At 68.9% G+C, this 15,773-nt stretch carries 18 protein-coding genes; 13 read left to right on the top strand and 5 right to left on the bottom strand.

Annotation, left to right across the window (positions count from 1 at the left end):
• The first annotated feature begins 66 nt into the window (after window positions 1–66).
• The 6 genes from AWC31_RS28470 (at window position 67) to deoC (ending at window position 4,055) form a co-directional block, all read left to right on the top strand.
• Window positions 67–1,395 (top strand): DUF445 domain-containing protein, encoded by a 1,329-nt coding sequence (locus AWC31_RS28470; protein WP_067849586.1) that lies wholly within the window; start codon window positions 67–69, stop codon window positions 1,393–1,395.
• A 90-nt stretch (window positions 1,396–1,485) separates the two neighbouring features.
• A complete protein-coding gene (locus AWC31_RS28465; RefSeq protein WP_067849238.1) occupies window positions 1,486–1,890 on the top strand; it encodes a helix-turn-helix domain-containing protein in 405 nt (134 codons plus the stop codon).
• Between the two features lie 57 nt (window positions 1,891–1,947).
• A complete protein-coding gene (locus AWC31_RS28460; protein WP_067849235.1) occupies window positions 1,948–2,604 on the top strand; it encodes a heparin-binding hemagglutinin in 657 nt (218 codons plus the stop codon).
• Between the two features lie 65 nt (window positions 2,605–2,669).
• The gene (locus AWC31_RS28455) at window positions 2,670–2,954 is read left to right on the top strand and encodes a DUF2516 family protein (RefSeq protein WP_067849232.1); all 285 of its coding nucleotides are present in this window, start codon (window positions 2,670–2,672) and stop codon (window positions 2,952–2,954) included.
• A 4-nt stretch (window positions 2,955–2,958) separates the two neighbouring features.
• Entirely contained in the window at window positions 2,959–3,378 is a 420-nt protein-coding gene (locus AWC31_RS28450; RefSeq protein ID WP_067849229.1) for a DUF2599 domain-containing protein, read from the top strand.
• On the top strand, window positions 3,378–4,055 hold the full coding sequence (gene deoC, locus AWC31_RS28445; protein WP_067849226.1) for a deoxyribose-phosphate aldolase: 678 nt from the start codon (window positions 3,378–3,380) through the stop codon (window positions 4,053–4,055). Before AWC31_RS28450 ends, deoC begins: the two co-directional genes overlap by 1 nt.
• 6 nt (window positions 4,056–4,061) lie before the next feature.
• Here the strand turns inward: deoC and AWC31_RS28440 are convergent, their stop codons facing one another.
• The 4 genes from AWC31_RS28440 to AWC31_RS28425 are packed head-to-tail and all read right to left on the bottom strand — an operon-like array spanning window position 4,062 to window position 7,127.
• On the bottom strand, window positions 4,062–4,958 hold the full coding sequence (locus AWC31_RS28440) for an LmeA family phospholipid-binding protein (RefSeq protein ID WP_085147632.1): 897 nt from the start codon (window positions 4,956–4,958) through the stop codon (window positions 4,062–4,064).
• Window positions 4,955–5,794, bottom strand: coding sequence for a carbon-nitrogen hydrolase family protein (locus tag AWC31_RS28435; RefSeq protein ID WP_085147629.1), 840 nt, complete (start codon window positions 5,792–5,794; stop codon window positions 4,955–4,957). The genes AWC31_RS28440 and AWC31_RS28435 overlap by 4 nt, the downstream gene beginning before the upstream one ends.
• Before the next feature lie 5 nt (window positions 5,795–5,799).
• Window positions 5,800–6,597, bottom strand: coding sequence for a class I SAM-dependent methyltransferase (locus AWC31_RS28430; protein WP_085147627.1), 798 nt, complete (start codon window positions 6,595–6,597; stop codon window positions 5,800–5,802).
• A 23-nt stretch (window positions 6,598–6,620) separates the two neighbouring features.
• Complete coding sequence (locus tag AWC31_RS28425; protein WP_085147625.1) at window positions 6,621–7,127, bottom strand: DUF2505 domain-containing protein; 507 nt, start codon at window positions 7,125–7,127, stop codon at window positions 6,621–6,623.
• Window positions 7,128–7,153: 26 nt separating this feature from the next.
• Between AWC31_RS28425 and AWC31_RS28420 the strand changes: the two genes are divergently transcribed.
• Window positions 7,154–8,221, top strand: coding sequence for a UDP-N-acetylmuramate dehydrogenase (locus tag AWC31_RS28420; RefSeq protein WP_085147623.1), 1,068 nt, complete (start codon window positions 7,154–7,156; stop codon window positions 8,219–8,221).
• Window positions 8,222–8,227: 6 nt separating this feature from the next.
• The gene (locus AWC31_RS28415; protein WP_085147621.1) at window positions 8,228–9,559 is read left to right on the top strand and encodes a L,D-transpeptidase; all 1,332 of its coding nucleotides are present in this window, start codon (window positions 8,228–8,230) and stop codon (window positions 9,557–9,559) included.
• 2 nt (window positions 9,560–9,561) lie between these two features.
• On the opposite strand, the gene AWC31_RS28410 is transcribed toward AWC31_RS28415, so the two are convergent.
• The gene (locus AWC31_RS28410; RefSeq protein ID WP_085147619.1) at window positions 9,562–10,323 is read right to left on the bottom strand and encodes an SDR family oxidoreductase; all 762 of its coding nucleotides are present in this window, start codon (window positions 10,321–10,323) and stop codon (window positions 9,562–9,564) included.
• A gap of 190 nt (window positions 10,324–10,513) precedes the next feature.
• Here AWC31_RS28410 and AWC31_RS28405 point away from each other — a divergent pair, with 190 nt between their 5' ends.
• The 5 genes from AWC31_RS28405 to AWC31_RS28385 all read left to right on the top strand — a co-directional run bounded on the left by AWC31_RS28405 (window position 10,514) and on the right by AWC31_RS28385 (window position 15,769).
• The gene (locus AWC31_RS28405) at window positions 10,514–11,827 is read left to right on the top strand and encodes an ROK family protein (RefSeq protein ID WP_084356598.1); all 1,314 of its coding nucleotides are present in this window, start codon (window positions 10,514–10,516) and stop codon (window positions 11,825–11,827) included.
• A gap of 10 nt (window positions 11,828–11,837) precedes the next feature.
• Window positions 11,838–13,169: a D-inositol-3-phosphate glycosyltransferase gene (mshA, locus tag AWC31_RS28400; protein WP_067849200.1), complete on the top strand. Its 1,332-nt coding sequence runs from the start codon at window positions 11,838–11,840 to the stop codon at window positions 13,167–13,169.
• Window positions 13,170–13,174: 5 nt separating this feature from the next.
• Window positions 13,175–13,672: a type III secretion system chaperone family protein gene (locus AWC31_RS28395; protein WP_374213955.1), complete on the top strand. Its 498-nt coding sequence runs from the start codon at window positions 13,175–13,177 to the stop codon at window positions 13,670–13,672.
• A gap of 23 nt (window positions 13,673–13,695) precedes the next feature.
• Window positions 13,696–14,436, top strand: a complete 741-nt coding sequence (locus AWC31_RS28390) for a phosphoglyceromutase (RefSeq protein WP_110775308.1) — start codon at window positions 13,696–13,698, stop codon at window positions 14,434–14,436.
• 145 nt (window positions 14,437–14,581) lie between these two features.
• Window positions 14,582–15,769 carry a sensor histidine kinase gene (locus AWC31_RS28385; RefSeq protein WP_085147617.1) on the top strand — a complete coding sequence of 396 codons (1,188 nt, stop codon included), beginning with the start codon at window positions 14,582–14,584 and terminating at the stop codon, window positions 15,767–15,769.
• Window positions 15,770–15,773: the final 4 nt, after the last annotated feature.

Here is a 15,773-nt window from a genome sequence, read left to right as displayed (position 1 = left end):
GGCGGATCGGCGCCCATCGGCTTCGCGGATCGGCCCGCCACTCGTGGGATAGCGGATGATGGACGTGTGGCACATCGATTCGATGCGGAGAACCGCGCGTTGCCGGCGCCGCGGGCGAGTTTCGCCGAGACGCTGGCCGGTGCGGACAGCGCTGCCGACGCCGAACGCCGACGGGGTTTGCGGCGGATGAAGCTGGTGGCGCTGAGTTTTCTCGTCGGCGCCACCATCGTCTTTCTGGTGTGCACGTGGGCGCAGTCGAACGGGGCCCCGGGATGGGTGGGTTATGTGCGCGCGGCTGCCGAGGCCGGGATGGTCGGCGCGCTGGCCGATTGGTTCGCTGTCACCGCGCTGTTCAAGCATCCGCTGGGCATTCCGATCCCGCACACCGCGATCATCAAGCGCAAGAAGGATCAGCTGGGCGAGGGGCTCGGCACCTTTGTTCGCGAGAATTTCATGTCGCCCGAGGTGGTCGAGACCAAGCTGCGCGACGCGGAGGTCGCGGGCCGGGTGGGCAAGTGGCTTTCGGACCGGTCCCATGCCGAGCGGGTGGCGGCCGAGACGTCGACGGTGCTGCGCGTCGGGGTGGAGATGCTGCGCGACGAAGACGTGCAGCACGTGCTCGACCGCATGATCGTCAAGCGCATCGCCGAGCCGCAGTGGGGGCCGCCGATCGGGCGGGTGCTGGCCTCGCTGCTGGCCGAGGGGCGCCAGGAGGCGCTGATCCAGCTGTTGTGCGATCGCGCGTTCCAGTGGTCGCTCAATGCGGGCGAGGTCATCGAGCGCGTGATCGAGCGGGACTCACCGACCTGGTCGCCGCGCTGGGTCGACCATCTGGTCGGGGATCGCATCCACCGCGAGCTCATGGATTTCACTGACAAGGTGCGGCGCAACCCCGATCATGAGCTGCGCCGTTCGGCGACGCGGTTCATGTTCGAGTTCGCCGACGACCTCCAGAACGACGAGGCCACGATCCAGCGCGCCGAGAACGTCAAGGAACAGATCATGGCGCGCGACGAGGTGGCCAGGGCTGCCGAGACCGCGTGGACGGCGGCCAAGCGGATCATCCTGGAATCGGTCGACGATCCGTCGTCGGCCCTGCGCACGCGTATCGCCGACTCGGTCATGCACATCGGCGAATCGATGCGCGACGACGCCGAGCTCCGCGACAAGGTCGACAACTGGATCGTCCGCGCGGCCCAGCACCTGGTGTCCGAATACGGCGTCGAGATCACCGCGATCATCACCGAAACCATCGAACGTTGGGATGCCGACGAGGCGAGCCGGCGCATCGAGCTCCATGTCGGCCGTGACCTGCAATTCATCCGGATCAACGGCACCGTCGTGGGCGCGCTTGCCGGCCTCGTGATCTATTCGATAGCTCAACTACTCTTCTGACCTGCGCTAACTAGTGCTTGCAAAAGTTAGCACTCCGTCGTAGCGTGGTATTCGTCGATAACGGATACCCGACCTACGAGGGGGCCACGCATGGCGCAAGATGAGAATCTCGCGGCTGTTGTGTCCAACGCCGCGCAGGACATCGGAAGCTTCATCCGGTCCCAGCGCGAGGCGGCACAGGTATCGGTGCGGCAGCTGGCCGAGAAGGCCGGCGTCAGCAATCCCTACCTCAGCCAGATCGAGCGGGGTTTGCGTAAACCGTCTGCCGACGTGCTCAACCAGATCGCGAAGGCATTGCGGGTGTCTGCGGAAGTGCTCTACGTCCGCGCCGGGATCCTGGAACCCAGCGAACCCAGCGAGGTCCGCGACGCCATCGTCAACGACGTCGGGATCACCGAGCGGCAGAAACAGGTGCTGCTCGACATCTACACGTCGTTTCGCCAACAGAACGAAGCCGCTGCAGGTGAGGAGCCGACGTCTGACTCAACTGACTAACACCCTTCGCACTGTCCGATGACAACCAGAACTTCATCCCTGGAAAGGAATTCAACAATGGCCGACAAGACCACCGCCAAGAACCAGCCGACCATCGAAGACCTCAAGGCCCCGCTGCTCGCCGCCGTCGGCGCCGCCGACCTGGCCCTGGCCACCGTCAACGAGATCGTCGCCAGCCTGCGTGAGCGCGCCGAAGAGGCCCGCACCGACGCCGAGACGCGCGTCGAGGAGAGCCGTGCCCGCCTGAACCGGCTGCAGGAGGACCTGCCGGTTCAGTTCGGTGAGCTGCGCGAGAAGCTGAGCTCCGACGAGCTGCGCCGGGCGGCCGAGAGTTACGCCGACCAGGCCACCGCGACCTACAACAAGCTCGTCGAGCGCGGCGAGGCCGCCCTGGAGCGCCTGCGCAACCAGCCGGCTCTCGAAGAGGCCGCCACACGCGTCGAGGGCTACACCGATCAGGCCGTCGAGCTGACCCAGGAGGCTCTGGGCACCGTGGCCAGCCAGACCCGCGCCGTCGGTGAACGCGCCGCCAAGCTGGTGGGCGTCGAGTTGCCGAAGAAGGCCGAGAAGGCCGGCGAGAAGGCCACCGCACCGGCGAAGAAGGCCGCTCCGGCCAAGAAGACCACCCCGGCTGCGAAGAAGGCCGCTCCGGCCAAGAAGGCCACCCCGGCTGCGACCAAGGCCGCTCCGGCCAAGAAGGTCACCCAGAAGTAATCCCGAGGACGGGTATCTCAGCCCGTCATTCGACGTCGACGATGGCGCCCGCATAGGCTGGTGAGGTGATACTTGCCAACCTTGCGGGCGTCATTGTTGCGGTACTCGTCGTCCTGGTCCTCATCGTGGGCGTCTACGCCTTCGTGCATGCGGCTATGCAGCGTCCCGACGCCTACACGGCCACGGGCAAGCTCACCAAACCGGTATGGCTCGCCATCATCGGCGTGGGGCTGCTGCTGGCGCTGCTGTTGCGCGACGCGTTCGGCGCAGCGATCTCGGCTTGCGCGACGGGTGTCTACCTCGTCGACGTCCGACCGAAACTGCTTGAGATCCAAGGAAAGTCGCGCTGAGTAGATGCGCCTGTCAACGGCCGCGCTCGGCGCGGTGTGTTTCGCCGCGGCTCTGACGTGCGTGTCGCCGGTGACACCGGCTGCGTGGGCCGAGCCCGCCACGCCCTATGTCGACCACGTCGAATGGGCCAAATGGGGTGACCTGTCGAGCCTGCGGGTCTATCCCACCGACACCGCGCGCCGGCTGGCCGCCCAGCCCGGCACCTCAGCGGAGGCCGACGAGGCCTGGGCGCAGGTCCTGGCGCTCTCACCCGACGCCGACATCGCGGGCATGCGCGAGCAGTTCCTGTGCCACTGGACGTTCGCCGAACTCGCCGAACCGGGCAAGACCAGCTGGAATCTCGAGCCGTGGCGCCCTGAGGTGCCGCCGGAGATGATGCTGGCCGCGGGCTGCAACCCCGGCGGCACGGAGGAACCGTTCTGATGAGCCGCTACACGCGCGGACAGGTCGCCGCGCTCGTCGATCACACGCTGCTCAAACCCGAGGCGACCGCGGCCGATGTCGCCGCCCTCGTCGCCGAAGCCGCCGACCTCGCGGTGTTCTCGGTGTGCGTGTCGCCGCCGATGGTCGCGGGCGCGGCGAAGGAGTGCCCGGCCGGGCTCGCGGTGGCCGCGGTGGCCGGCTTCCCGTCCGGCAAGCACCTGCCCGAGATCAAAGCCGCCGAGGCACGGTCGGCCGTCGCCGCGGGCGCATCCGAGATCGACATGGTGATCGACGTGGGTGCCGCGCTCTCCGGCGATCTCGCCGCCGTGGCGGCCGACGTGGCCGCCGTGCGGGCGGCGGTTGCAGACGCGACGCTCAAGGTCATCGTGGAATCGGCGGCGCTACTGGAGTTCTCCGGGCAGGCACTGCTGGTCGACGTGTGCCGCGCGGCGGAGCAGGCGGGCGCCGACTTCGTGAAGACCTCCACCGGATTTCACCCGAGCGGCGGCGCTTCGGTGCAGGCCGTCGAGATCATGGCCCGCACCGTGGGGGAGCGGCTGGGTGTGAAGGCCAGCGGCGGCATCCGCACCGCCGAGCAGGCCGTCGCGATGCTCGACGCCGGCGCGACCCGGCTCGGGCTGTCGGGCACCCGAGCCGTGCTCGACGGTTTCAGCTAGCGCGGCTCACAGCGCCGCGAAGCACGGATCCTCGGCAGCCTTCGGCATCGAGGCGTTCTGCGTCGAGAACTGCGCCACCACACCGCTGTCGGTCACCTGCACGCTGTCGGCGTGGATGCCCATCGGATAGTTCTCGGTGAGCTGCGAGGTGAACTGGTCGAGAATCGGCTGCAGCGTCTCGCGCGGCCAGGACAGGCCGATCGCGTTCAGTTCGGTGATCTGTAGCGAGATGCCCTTGTTGACCACGCGCGGCTTGGCGATGATCGTGCCGACCAGGCCCTTGAGCTCGATCGTGCCTGCCGACGGATTGGTCGAGACGTCCGAGATGGCCGAGCCGATGAACGGCAGCTGGACCATGTCGGCGACCGTCTGGCGGATGCCGTCGGTGGACCACGTGATGTTGGCGACCAGCGAACCGACCGAACCGCCCGAGTCCGCGGTGTCCTCCAGCCGGACGTCCTTGACGTGCAGCGCGACCTTCATGCCCTTGGCATCGCGGATCTGATTGCCCGCGGTCTCGATGTTGATGTTGGTGTAGTGCCCGGACATGTGCTGCAGCAGGAATGGCGGCAGCGGGTCGAACGACGCCGTCGCACTGTCCTCCACGATGCACTCGACGACCCCGGCCACCACGGTGTCGGCACGGTTGCGGGCATACAGTTCGCCGCCCAGCAGGCCCGCCGCGACCAGGGCCAGCACGATCACGACCACCAGGACGATCGACAGCGGATCGGACAGCAGCTTCTTGATCTTCGCCATCGGCGACAAATCCTTCTGCGCGGGTGCGGCTGGGGGCGGCGCGGCCGGGTAGTCAGGCGCAGGTCCCTGCGGAGGCAACTGCTGGGGCGATGCAGGCGGTGCTGGTGGGGCCTGGTCGGTGGGGCGGGCCCAGGGATCGGTCACCCCAGCGATTGTGCCTTACCGGACTGGGCAAAATGTGAGCGACCGAGCTCGGCGAGCGACGACCGGTTGCTCAGCACCGCGATGGCGTCGCGGGCCCCGCTCGCCGCGTCGAGGTCGATGTCGGCCAGCAGCAACTGCGGATCCGCGCCGGCCGTGGTGAGCACCTCGCCGGTGGGTGAGGCCACCAGGCTGCCGCCGACGCCCGTCGGCCCCGACTTCGCGATCTCCTCGCCCGGGTAGGCCTGATCCACCGCCGCGACGAACCCGGTGGTGTCCAAGGCCCTGGCCCGGGCCAGCAGCGTCCACTGCTCAAGCTTGCCCGGTCCCGAACCCCACGACGCGTGCACGGTGATCAGCTGGGCGCCGCGTTGCGCCAGCGCGACGTAGAGCTCGGGGAACCGGATGTCGTAACACGTGGTCAGGCCGACCGGCACGCCGTCGACGGTGATGGTCACGGGTTCGAAACCTGGTGCGACGGTGCGTGATTCGGCGAATCCGAACGCGTCGTAGAGATGGATCTTGTGATAGTGGGCTTCGACGCCCGGGCCGGTGGCCAGCAACGTGTTGGTGACCCGGCCGTCGTGGCTTGGCGCGAACATCCCGGCCACCACGACGACGCCGGCGCGGGCGGCGATCGCACGGACGGCCGACGCCCACGGACCGTCGAGTTCTTCTGCGACCGGGCCCAGCGGAACCCCGAACCGGCACATCGTGGCCTCGGGGAACAACACCAGCTGTGCGCCGTCGTCAGCGGCGCGCCGCGTGTAATCCTCGACGAGTTCGAGGTTCGACGACGGTTCGGTGCCGGTCGCGATCTGCGCCAGGGCAATTCGCATGGATCTCAGCCTACTGGCGCCACGGTCTGCCACGGGACCGTGAGGACCCCGTCGCGCATCCGGCGCCGTGGCGGTTCGACACTGAACCCCTTGGCGCGCAAAAGCTCCAGCATCGCCCGCCAGCGCACGCGCGGGCCGAACACCCCGTGACCGGCCACGCTGGCCCAGGCCCGGTCGGCCGCGGCCAGGAGCCGGTGGATGGGCTGGCCCGCGACGTTGTCGTGAATCAGCACCTTGGGCAGACGCTCGGCCAGATCCGACGGCCGCTCGATCGCGAACGGATCGCACGCGAGCGTCAGGCTCACCGGGCCCGACGCGTCCAACAACACCCAGCAGCACCGGCGGCCCAGCTCGTCACATGTGCCGTCGACGATCAGCCCGCCCGGCGCGAGCTGGCGCTGCATCGTCGCCCAGGCGTCGGGCACCGCCTCGACCGGATACTGACGTAGCACGTTGAACGCCCGCACCAGCACCGGCCGCCGACCCGCCAACTCGAACCCGCCGAGCGCGAACTCCACACCGTTGGCACCCGCGAGTTGGCGTGCCGTCGCGACCCGCTCGGGGTGGATCTCCACGCCGACGACGCGGACGTCGGCGCGCACCACCTGCAGCCGCGCGGCCAGCTCAAGCGTCGTCACCGGTAGTGCGCCGTAGCCGAGGTCGACCACGAGCGGGTCGGCCGCGGTGCGCAGCGCGCTGCGGACCCGCGCCGAGTGCACGAGCCAGCGGTCGCTGCGGCGCAGTCGGTTGTACCCGGTGGTGCCCCGGGTGACCGCCCCGACGGGCTTACCGGCCGGGCTCATAGCTTTCGACGCTACGTCACCGATCAGGAGTTACCGCTGATCCACACCGTGGTGAACCGCTGTTCGGCGATCAACAGGTCGACGAGCTGCGAGCCGATGAAGTTCTCGATCTTGCCGCCCACCAACGGGATCTTGACCTCGACGGTGATGTGCACCGCGAGTTTTGCCCCGGCACCCGACGGCGCCAATACCGCGGTCCCCGCGAGCGACACCGGCGCGCCGTGGATCACGCCGCTGACGGTCCCGTCGGCCTGACCGTCGCGGATCGGTTGCCAGGTCTCCTCGCGCCGGATGTTCAGATCGCCTTGGTGGAACTGCGACACCAGGCCGGGCAGCCGGTCCGACCGCAGAACCTGGGTGGTGACGACGTCGATGCCGCCGTCATCGGTGATGGTCAGCCGGTCCAGGCTCGCGTCGTCGGCGCCCGAATCGGCGAGGCGGGCCAGCCAGTACCGTTCGTCGGCGAATGCGCGGTGGACCTGTTCGACGCTGCCGTCGTATTCGGTGGCCATGTCGAATGATCGCGGCATAGCTGGCCAGGCTACCGTTACCGGCCGTGGTCAGTTCGCATGTCGCAGGCGTGGAAGTCGCCGAGTCGGTTCCCCTGGCTCCGCTGACCACGCTGCGCGTCGGCCCTGTCGCTCGCCGGGTGCTGACCTGCACCAGCACCGAACAACTCGTCGGTGTGCTGCGTGCGCTCGATCTGGACGACGAATCGGTCCTGGTGCTGGCGGGCGGGTCCAACGTGGTCCTCGCCGACGACGCCACCGATCTGACGGTCGTGCGCGTGGCCAACACCGAGATCACCGTCGATGGCAACCTGGTCCGGGCCGAGGCGGGCGCGGTGTTCGACGACGTCGTGGTCACCGCCCTGGCGCACGGCCTCGGCGGGCTCGAATGTCTTTCGGGCATACCGGGTTCGGCCGGGGCGACCCCGGTGCAGAACGTGGGCGCATACGGGGCCGAGGTCGCCGACACCATCAGCCGGGTCCGGCTGTTGGACCGCCGCACCGGCGAGGACCGTTGGGCGCGGCCCGAAGAACTGCGGTTCGGCTACCGCACGAGTGTGCTCAAACACTCCGACGCGGTGATCGTCCTCGAGGTGGAGTTCGCGCTCGACCCGGATGGCCGCAGCGCGCCGCTGCGATACCGGGAACTGGCCACCGCGCTCGGCGCCGAGCCCGGCGAACGAGCCGACCCGCTCGCGGTGCGCGGGGCGGTGCTGCGGTTGCGGGGCAGCAAAGGCATGGTGCTCGACGCCGAGGACCACGACACCTGGAGCGTCGGATCGTTCTTCACCAACCCGGTCGTGTCGCAGCCGGAGTTCGACCGCCTGCGTGCCGCGGTCGACGGGCCGGTGCCCAACTATCCCGCCCCGGACGGCGTCAAGCTCGCGGCAGGTTGGCTCGTCGAGCACGCCGGCTTCGGAAAAGGATTTCCGGGTGATGGCGCTGCCGCGCGGTTGTCGACGAAGCACGCACTAGCTCTCACGAACCGGGGCCAGGCGACGACCGCGGACGTGATTGCGCTGGCCAGGACGGTGCAGGCCGGGGTGCGCGAGGCGTTCGGGATCGAACTCACACCCGAACCGATTCTGATTGGATGCTCGCTGTCGGTACCCTAGATCCACGTGAGCCCAGCCGGTGATAATCAGGCCTCTGCGCCGCTGATCAACCGGCGGCGCGCCCTGACGGCGCTTGCCGTCGGAGTGGGCGCCGGTGCCCTGGCTGCGTGCTCGGGTAAGACGCCCGGCCAGGCCGAACCCGAGGCGGCCCCGGCCGCGCCGTCCTTGACCTTCGAGCCCGTCGCCGACAGCGCCGACGTGCTCCCCACGGCACCGGTTGAAGTGAAGGTCAGCGACGGTTGGTTCCAGCGCATCAGCCTCACCAATCCGGACGGCAGAGTCGTCGCAGGCAAGCTCAACCAGGACCGCACGGCGTTCAGCGTCACCGAACCGCTCGGCTACGACTCCACCTACACGTGGGCCGGCACGGTCGTCGGCCATGACGGCAAATCCGTTCCCGTCGAGGGCAAGTTCACGACCGTCGCGCCGCAAACTCAGGTCAGCGGTCAGTTCCAGCTCGCCGACGGCCAGGTGGTCGGGGTGGCCGCGCCGGTCATCCTGCAGTTCGACGCGTCGATCGACGACGAGCACAAGGCGATCGTCGAGAAGGCCCTGAAAGTCACCACGGAGCCGTCGGTGGAGGGCAGCTGGGCATGGCTGCCCGACGAGGTCGGCGGTTCGCGCGTGCACTGGCGCAGCCGCGAGTACTTCCCGCCGGGAACCAAGGTCAGCGTCAAGGCCCCGCTGTACGGCGTGGATTTCGGCGACGGAGCCTACGGCGCCGCCGATTCCACGCTCGATTTCGAGATCGGCCGCCGCCAGGTCGTCAAGGCCGAGGCGTCGTCGCACCGCATCCAGGTGCTCGACGGGTCCGGCGCGGTGATCATGGACTTCCCGTGCAGCTACGGCGAAGGTGACCTCGACCGCAACGTCACGCGCAGCGGCATACACGTCGTCACCGAGAAGTACGAGGACTTCTACATGACCAACCCCGCGGCGGGTTACGCCAACGTGCGGGAGCGGTTCGCGGTGCGCATCTCCAACAACGGCGAGTTCATCCACGCCAATCCCGCCAGCTCGGGCGCGCAGGGCAACAGCAACGTGACCAACGGTTGCATCAACCTGTCGATCGAGGATGCGCAGCAGTACTTCAACACCGCGATGTACGGCGATCCGGTCGAGGTCACCGGCACCCGCATCCAGTTGTCCTACGCCGACGGCGACATCTGGGACTGGGCGGTGGACTGGGACGAGTGGACGGCCATGTCGGCGATCTCGGACAAGAAGCCGCCCGCCGACATCCCCGCCTCGGCCCCGGCGACACCGACCGACGCCCCGACGCTGTCGGGGACGCCGACCACCACGACGCCTGCGCCCAGCCCCGCGCCGGGCGGTTAGCGTCAGTCGACCCTTCGGTTGAACCGGGACCCGCTGGCCCCGGTGACCTGGTCCCGCGGCCTCACGACGATCAGGTCCAGGTCGACGTGTGAGGGCCGGCTCGCGACGAACCCGACGACCTCGGCGATGTCCTCGGCCACGAGCGGAGTCACACCTTCGTAGACCTTGGCGGCACGTTCCTCGTCGCCGTCGAACCGGTTCAGCGAGAAATCGGTCTTGACCATGCCGGGTGCAACTTCGGTGAGCCGCACCGGTTTTCCGAGCAGCTCGCTGCGCAGCGTGCGGTGCAGTACCCCCTGGGCGTGCTTGGCCGAGGTGTAGCCGCCGCCGTTGTCGTAGATCTCGACCGCGGCGATCGAGGTGATCGTGACGATCAGGCCGTCGCCGGAGTCGATCAGCTTGGGTAGCAGCGCCCGCGTCACCAGCAGCGTGCCGAGAACGTTGGCTTCCCACATCCAGCGCCAGTGGTCCAGGTCGGCATCGGCCACCGGTTCCAGGCCCTTGGCCCCGCCGGCGTTGTTGACCAGCACATCGACCCGGTCCAGACCGGCCGCCAGGGCCGCCACGGAATGGGGATCAGTGACGTCCGCCACAACGGCGGTCCCGCCGATCTCATCGGCCAGTGCCTGGACGCGGTCCGCCCGGCGGGCCGCGCAGACTACGTGAAAGCCAAGGGATGCAAGGGTTTTGGCGGTCGCGGCGCCGATTCCGGCGCTGGCGCCGGTGACCACCGCGACCCGACGGTCGGACTGTGGTGTCGTCATCTGCCCAACTTTAGTTGGCGTGCTAAGTTCGTCGTGTGTCCCAGAGCTCTCAGTCCCGCCTCGTGCGGCGTGCGTGTTGTTGTTGCGCACACCGCCGCGCCTGACTGCACCCGGACATAAATTCGCTGTCCTGCTGAGTCGCCAGGTGTGGCCTCGACCCACCCACCGACCACCAGTAAGGACAATTCACGTGACCACCGCCACCGCCGCTCCCATCCGTCGCCCCGGCAAGACCGCCCCCCGCGCCAATCGGTCACTGACCTCGACCAGCGCGCGCTACCCGCAGTCGCGGCTGCTGCACATCGTCGCGCCGTCGCTCAAGGTTCCCGACGCCGCGCCCGCCGCGGTGTTCAGCGCGGTGCGGATGCGTGGCCCGATCGCGCGTGACGCGGTCGCCCAACACACCCAGCTGAGCATCGCGACGGTGAACCGGCAGGTCACGGCCCTGCTGGAGGCCGGAATCCTGCGTGAGCGCGCCGATCTCGCCGTATCGGGCGCGATCGGGCGGCCCCGCGTTCCGGTCGAGGTGAACCACGAGCCGTTCCTGACGCTCGGCATCCACATCGGCGCCCGCACCACGAGCATCGTGGCCACCGATCTGTTCGGCCGCACGCTCGACGTCGTCGAGACCCCGACGCCGTCCGGACCGCAGGCCGCGGCGCTCGCGACGTTGGCCTCCAGCGCACGCCGCTACCTGAGCCGCTGGCACCGGCGCAGGCCGCTGTGGGTGGGCGTAGCGGCAGGCGGCGTGGTCGACAGCGCCACCGGATATCTCGACCATCCGCGGCTGGGCTGGAGCGATGCCCCGGTGGGCCCCGTGCTGGCCGAGGCGCTCGGCCTGCCGGTGTCGCTGGCCTCGCACGTGGACGCGATGGCGGGCGCCGAACTACTGCTGAGCGGCAGGCGGTCCGACGCGGGCGGTGCCCAGGCCAGGACCAGCCTCTACGTCTACGCCCGCGAAACCGTGGGCTACGCGCTGTCGATCGACGGCCGGGTGCACACGCCGGCCAGTGGCCCCGGCACGATCGCGGGTCTGCCCGCGCAGTCCGAACTGCTCGGTGGCACAGGGCAATTGGAGTCGACGGTCAGCGACGAGGCGGTGCTGACGGCGGCCCGCAAGCTGCGGATCATCCCGGCGGAAGGTCCGGCGTCGACGCTGCCTGCGGTCCTGCGCGCCGCCCGGCAGGGCAACGAAAAGGCCCGCGAGTTGCTCGCCGACCGTGCCCGCGTGCTGGGCGAGGCCGTCGCGCTGCTGCGCGACCTGCTCAACCCCGACGACCTCGTGGTCGGCGGCCAGGCGTTCACCGAGTATCCCGAGAGCATGCCGTCGGTCGAGTCCGCGTTCGCGCAGCGCACCGTGCTCGGCCCGCGTGATCTGCGCGTCGCGGCGTTCGGCAATCGTGTGCAGGAAGCCGGTGCGGGCATCGTCTCGCTCGGCGGGCTCTACGCCGATCCGATCGGCGCCATGCGCCGCGCTCAAACCCGCCGATCGGCAGCGGTGTAGACATGTCTGTGTGCGCCTAGCAACAGACGGGTCCGACGTCTCATCGAACAGGCACCGGCCCGAGGCTCCTCGCCGTGTCGCAGTGCTGTCCGTGCACACCTCACCATTGGCGCAGCCGGGCACCGGTGACGCCGGCGGCATGAACGTCTACGTGCTCCAGACCGCGCTGCAGCTGGCCCGGCGCGGCGTCGAGGTCGAGGTGTTCACCAGGGCGACCTCGTCGGCCGACGCGCCCGTGGTGCCGGTCGCCCCCGGGGTGTTGGTGCGCAACGTGGTGGCAGGCCCGTTCGAGGGTCTCGACAAATACGATCTGCCCACGCAGCTGTGCGCGTTCACCGCGGGCGTGCTGCGTGCCGAGGCGACCCATGAGCCCGGCTACTACGACATCGTCCACTCGCACTACTGGCTGTCCGGCCAGGTCGGCTGGTTGGCCAGGGACCGCTGGGCCGTGCCGCTCGTGCACACCGCCCACACGCTGGCGGCGGTCAAGAACGCCGCGCTCGCCGAAGGCGACTCGCCGGAACCGCCGCTGCGTGCGGTGGGGGAGCAGCAGGTGATCGACGAAGCCGACCGGTTGATCGTCAACACCGAACACGAAGCGCACCAACTTGTTTCGCTGCACAGCGCCGATCCCGCCCGCATCGACGTCGTGCACCCGGGCGTGGATCTCGACATGTTCACCCCCGGTTCGCGCGAGGCCGCGCGGGCAGTACTGGGACTGGCCGCCGACGAGAAGGTGGTGGCCTTCGTCGGCCGCATCCAGCCGCTCAAGGCGCCTGACATCCTGTTGCGAGCGGCGGCCAAGCTGCCCGGGGTGCGGGTCCTGGTGGCCGGTGGGCCGTCGGGTTCGGGGCTGGCCGAGCCCGACACCCTGGTTCGGCTCGCCGACGAGTTGGGTATCACCGATCGCGTGACGTTCCTACCTCCGCAATCGCGCGAGCAGTTGGTCAACGTGTACCGCGCCGCCGACCTGGTCGCGGTGCCGAGCTACTCGGAATCGTTCGGGCTGGTCGCCGTCGAGGCCCAGGCCTGCGGCACCCCGGTCGTGGCCGCCGCGGTCGGCGGTCTGCCCGTCGCGGTGGCCGACGGCGTCAGCGGCGCCCTGGTGAACGGCCACGACGTCGGCGACTGGGCGGCCGCGATCGATTCCGTGCTGCAAGCCGACCCTGGCGCGATGAGCCGTGCCGCCGTCGAACACGCCGCCGGATTCTCGTGGGCCCACACCGTCGACGCCCTGCTCGCGAGCTACTCGCGTGCGATGACCGACTACCGGTCCCGCCACCGCAGACCGGCCCGCCGCGCCGGGCGGCGTTTCTCGATGCGGCGAGGTGTGCGCACGTGACGGCCATCGGAGACATCCGCGACGTCATCGTCGCCACGCTCGACGAGCACGAGCTGGTCTACCACCACCACGAGGGCGCCCACGGCGGCTTGCCCGGCATCGTCGTCGAACTGCCCGGCGAGCGCCGCCTGGTGACCAACACCATCCTGAGCATCGGCGAACATTCGGTGCGTGTCGAGGCGTTCGTGTGCCGCAAGCCCGACGAGAATTTCGAGGGCGTCTACCGGTTCCTGCTCAAGCGCAACCGCCGGCTCTACGGCGTCGCCTACACGCTCGACAACGTCGGTGACATCTATCTCGTGGGCCGCATGGCGTTGAGCGCCGTCACCCCCGACGAGATCGACCGCGTGCTCGGGCAGGTGCTCGAAGCCGTCGACTCCGACTTCAACACGTTGTTGGAGTTGGGTTTTCGTTCGTCGATCCAGAAGGAATGGGAGTGGCGGGTGTCGCGCGGCGAGTCGTTGAAGAACCTCAAGGCGTTCGAGCACCTCATCGAGGACTGACGACTCATGAGAGGATCGCTGACATGCCGACCCTGATCCTGCTTCGCCATGGCGAGTCCCAGTGGAACGAGAAGAACCTGTTCACCGGGTGGGTCGATGTCGACCTCACCGACAAGGGCCGTGCCGAGGCCGTGCGCGGCGGCCAGTTGATGGCCGAGCTGGGGTTGCTGCCCGACGTCGTATACACCTCGCTGCTGCGCCGCGCCATCAACACCGCGAACCTCGCGTTGGACAAGGCCGACCGGCACTGGATCCCGGTGCACCGCGACTGGCGGCTCAACGAGCGCCACTACGGCGCCCTGCAGGGCCTGGACAAGGCCGAGACCAAGGCCAAGTACGGCGACGAGCAGTTCATGGCGTGGCGGCGCAGCTATGACACGCCGCCGCCGCCCATCGAGAAGGGCAGCGAGTTCAGCCAGGACGCCGATCCGCGCTATGCCGACATCGACGGCGGCCCGCTGACCGAATGCCTCAAGGACGTCGTCGAGCGGTTCGTGCCGTACTACGAGGGCACGATCATCCCCGATCTGCAGGCCGGCAAGACCGTGCTGATCGCCGCGCACGGCAATTCGTTGCGCGCGCTCGTCAAATACCTCGACGAGATGTCGGACCAGGACGTGGTGGGCCTCAACATCCCGACCGGCATCCCCCTGCGCTACGACCTGGACGACAACCTCAAGCCGCTGGTCGTCGGCGGTCAGTACCTCGATCCGGAGGCCGCCGCCGCGGGTGCGGCCGCGGTAGCTGCACAGGGCGCGAAGTAGCCGGCCGCCGTCACCCGGGCCATTCGGCGAACGCAGGGTTACACGGGGTTAACAGCAACCAAACTCCTGTCTTTGACCGTGTGACATGTCCCGATTTGGCCGCACGCTGCTGGGATGACGTTCACCGGATGCGTACGATTTTCGCGTGAGCTTGGTGTCGGCGTTACTGCTGACGGCGGTCGTGGCGTTGCTCGCGCTGATCGTCGGTGCGGGTGTCGGCGCCGCAGTGGCCCCCCGCATCGTCGCCAGACGGCAGCGCCGCGCCGCGGACGAAGCGGGGATGACCGTTTCCCAGATGCTGCAGCTCGTGGTGTCGCTGTCGCCGACGGGCATCGTGGTGGTCGACACCTTCAACGACGTGGTCTACGCGAACGACCGCGCCGGTGAGTTGGGAGTGGTGAAAGACCGGCTGCTCGACGACCGGGCCTGGCGCGCCGCCGAGCAAGTCTTTGCCACCGGACAGAACATCGAGGTGGACCTGTCGCCGCGCAAGGTGGCCAACCCGGGTCGGTCGGGCATCTCGGTTCGCGGCGAGGTGCGGCTGCTGACCGACGACGACCGCCGCTTTGCCGTCGTCTACGCCGACGACCAGTCCGAGCACGCGCGCATGGAGGCGACCCGCCGTGACTTCGTCGCCAACGTCAGCCACGAGCTGAAGACACCCGTCGGCGCCATGGGCGTCCTGGCCGAAGCCCTGCTGGCCTCGGCCGACGATCCCGAAACCGTGCGCCGCTTCGCCGAGAAGATGGTCGCCGAATCGCATCGGCTGGCCGACATGGTCGGTGAGCTCATCGAACTCTCGCGTCTGCAAGGCGGCGAACGGTTGCCCGATCTGGAGGCGGTCGACGTCGACACCGTTGTCGCCGAGGCGCTCTCGCGGCACAAGGTGGCCGCCGACAACGCCGAGATCGGGATCACCACCGACGCCCCGACCGGTTACCGCGTCCTCGGCGACGAGGCACTGCTCGTGACGGCCATCGCCAACCTGGTGTCGAACGCGATCGCTTACTCGCCCAACGGATCCGGCATCTCCATCAGCCGGCGTAGGCGCGGCGGCAGCGTCGAGATCGCCGTCACCGACCGCGGCATCGGGATCGCCAAGGCCGACCAGGAACGGGTCTTCGAGCGGTTCTTCCGGGTCGACAAGGCCCGCTCGCGTGCCACCGGCGGCACGGGGCTGGGCCTGGCGATCGTCAAACACGTGGCCGCCAACCACAACGGAACCATCCGGCTGTGGAGTCAGCCGGGAACGGGGTCGACGTTCACACTGTCGATCCCGGCCTATCCCTATCCCGACGACCCCTCAAAAGACCCAGACGAACGAGAGGATTAGCGAG

Source organism: Mycolicibacterium wolinskyi, assembly GCF_002101965.1.
GTDB classification, from domain to species: domain Bacteria; phylum Actinomycetota; class Actinomycetes; order Mycobacteriales; family Mycobacteriaceae; genus Mycobacterium; species Mycobacterium wolinskyi.
The sequence above is the reverse complement of the archived record's forward strand: the minus strand, read 5'-3'. Positions and strand labels throughout refer to the sequence as shown.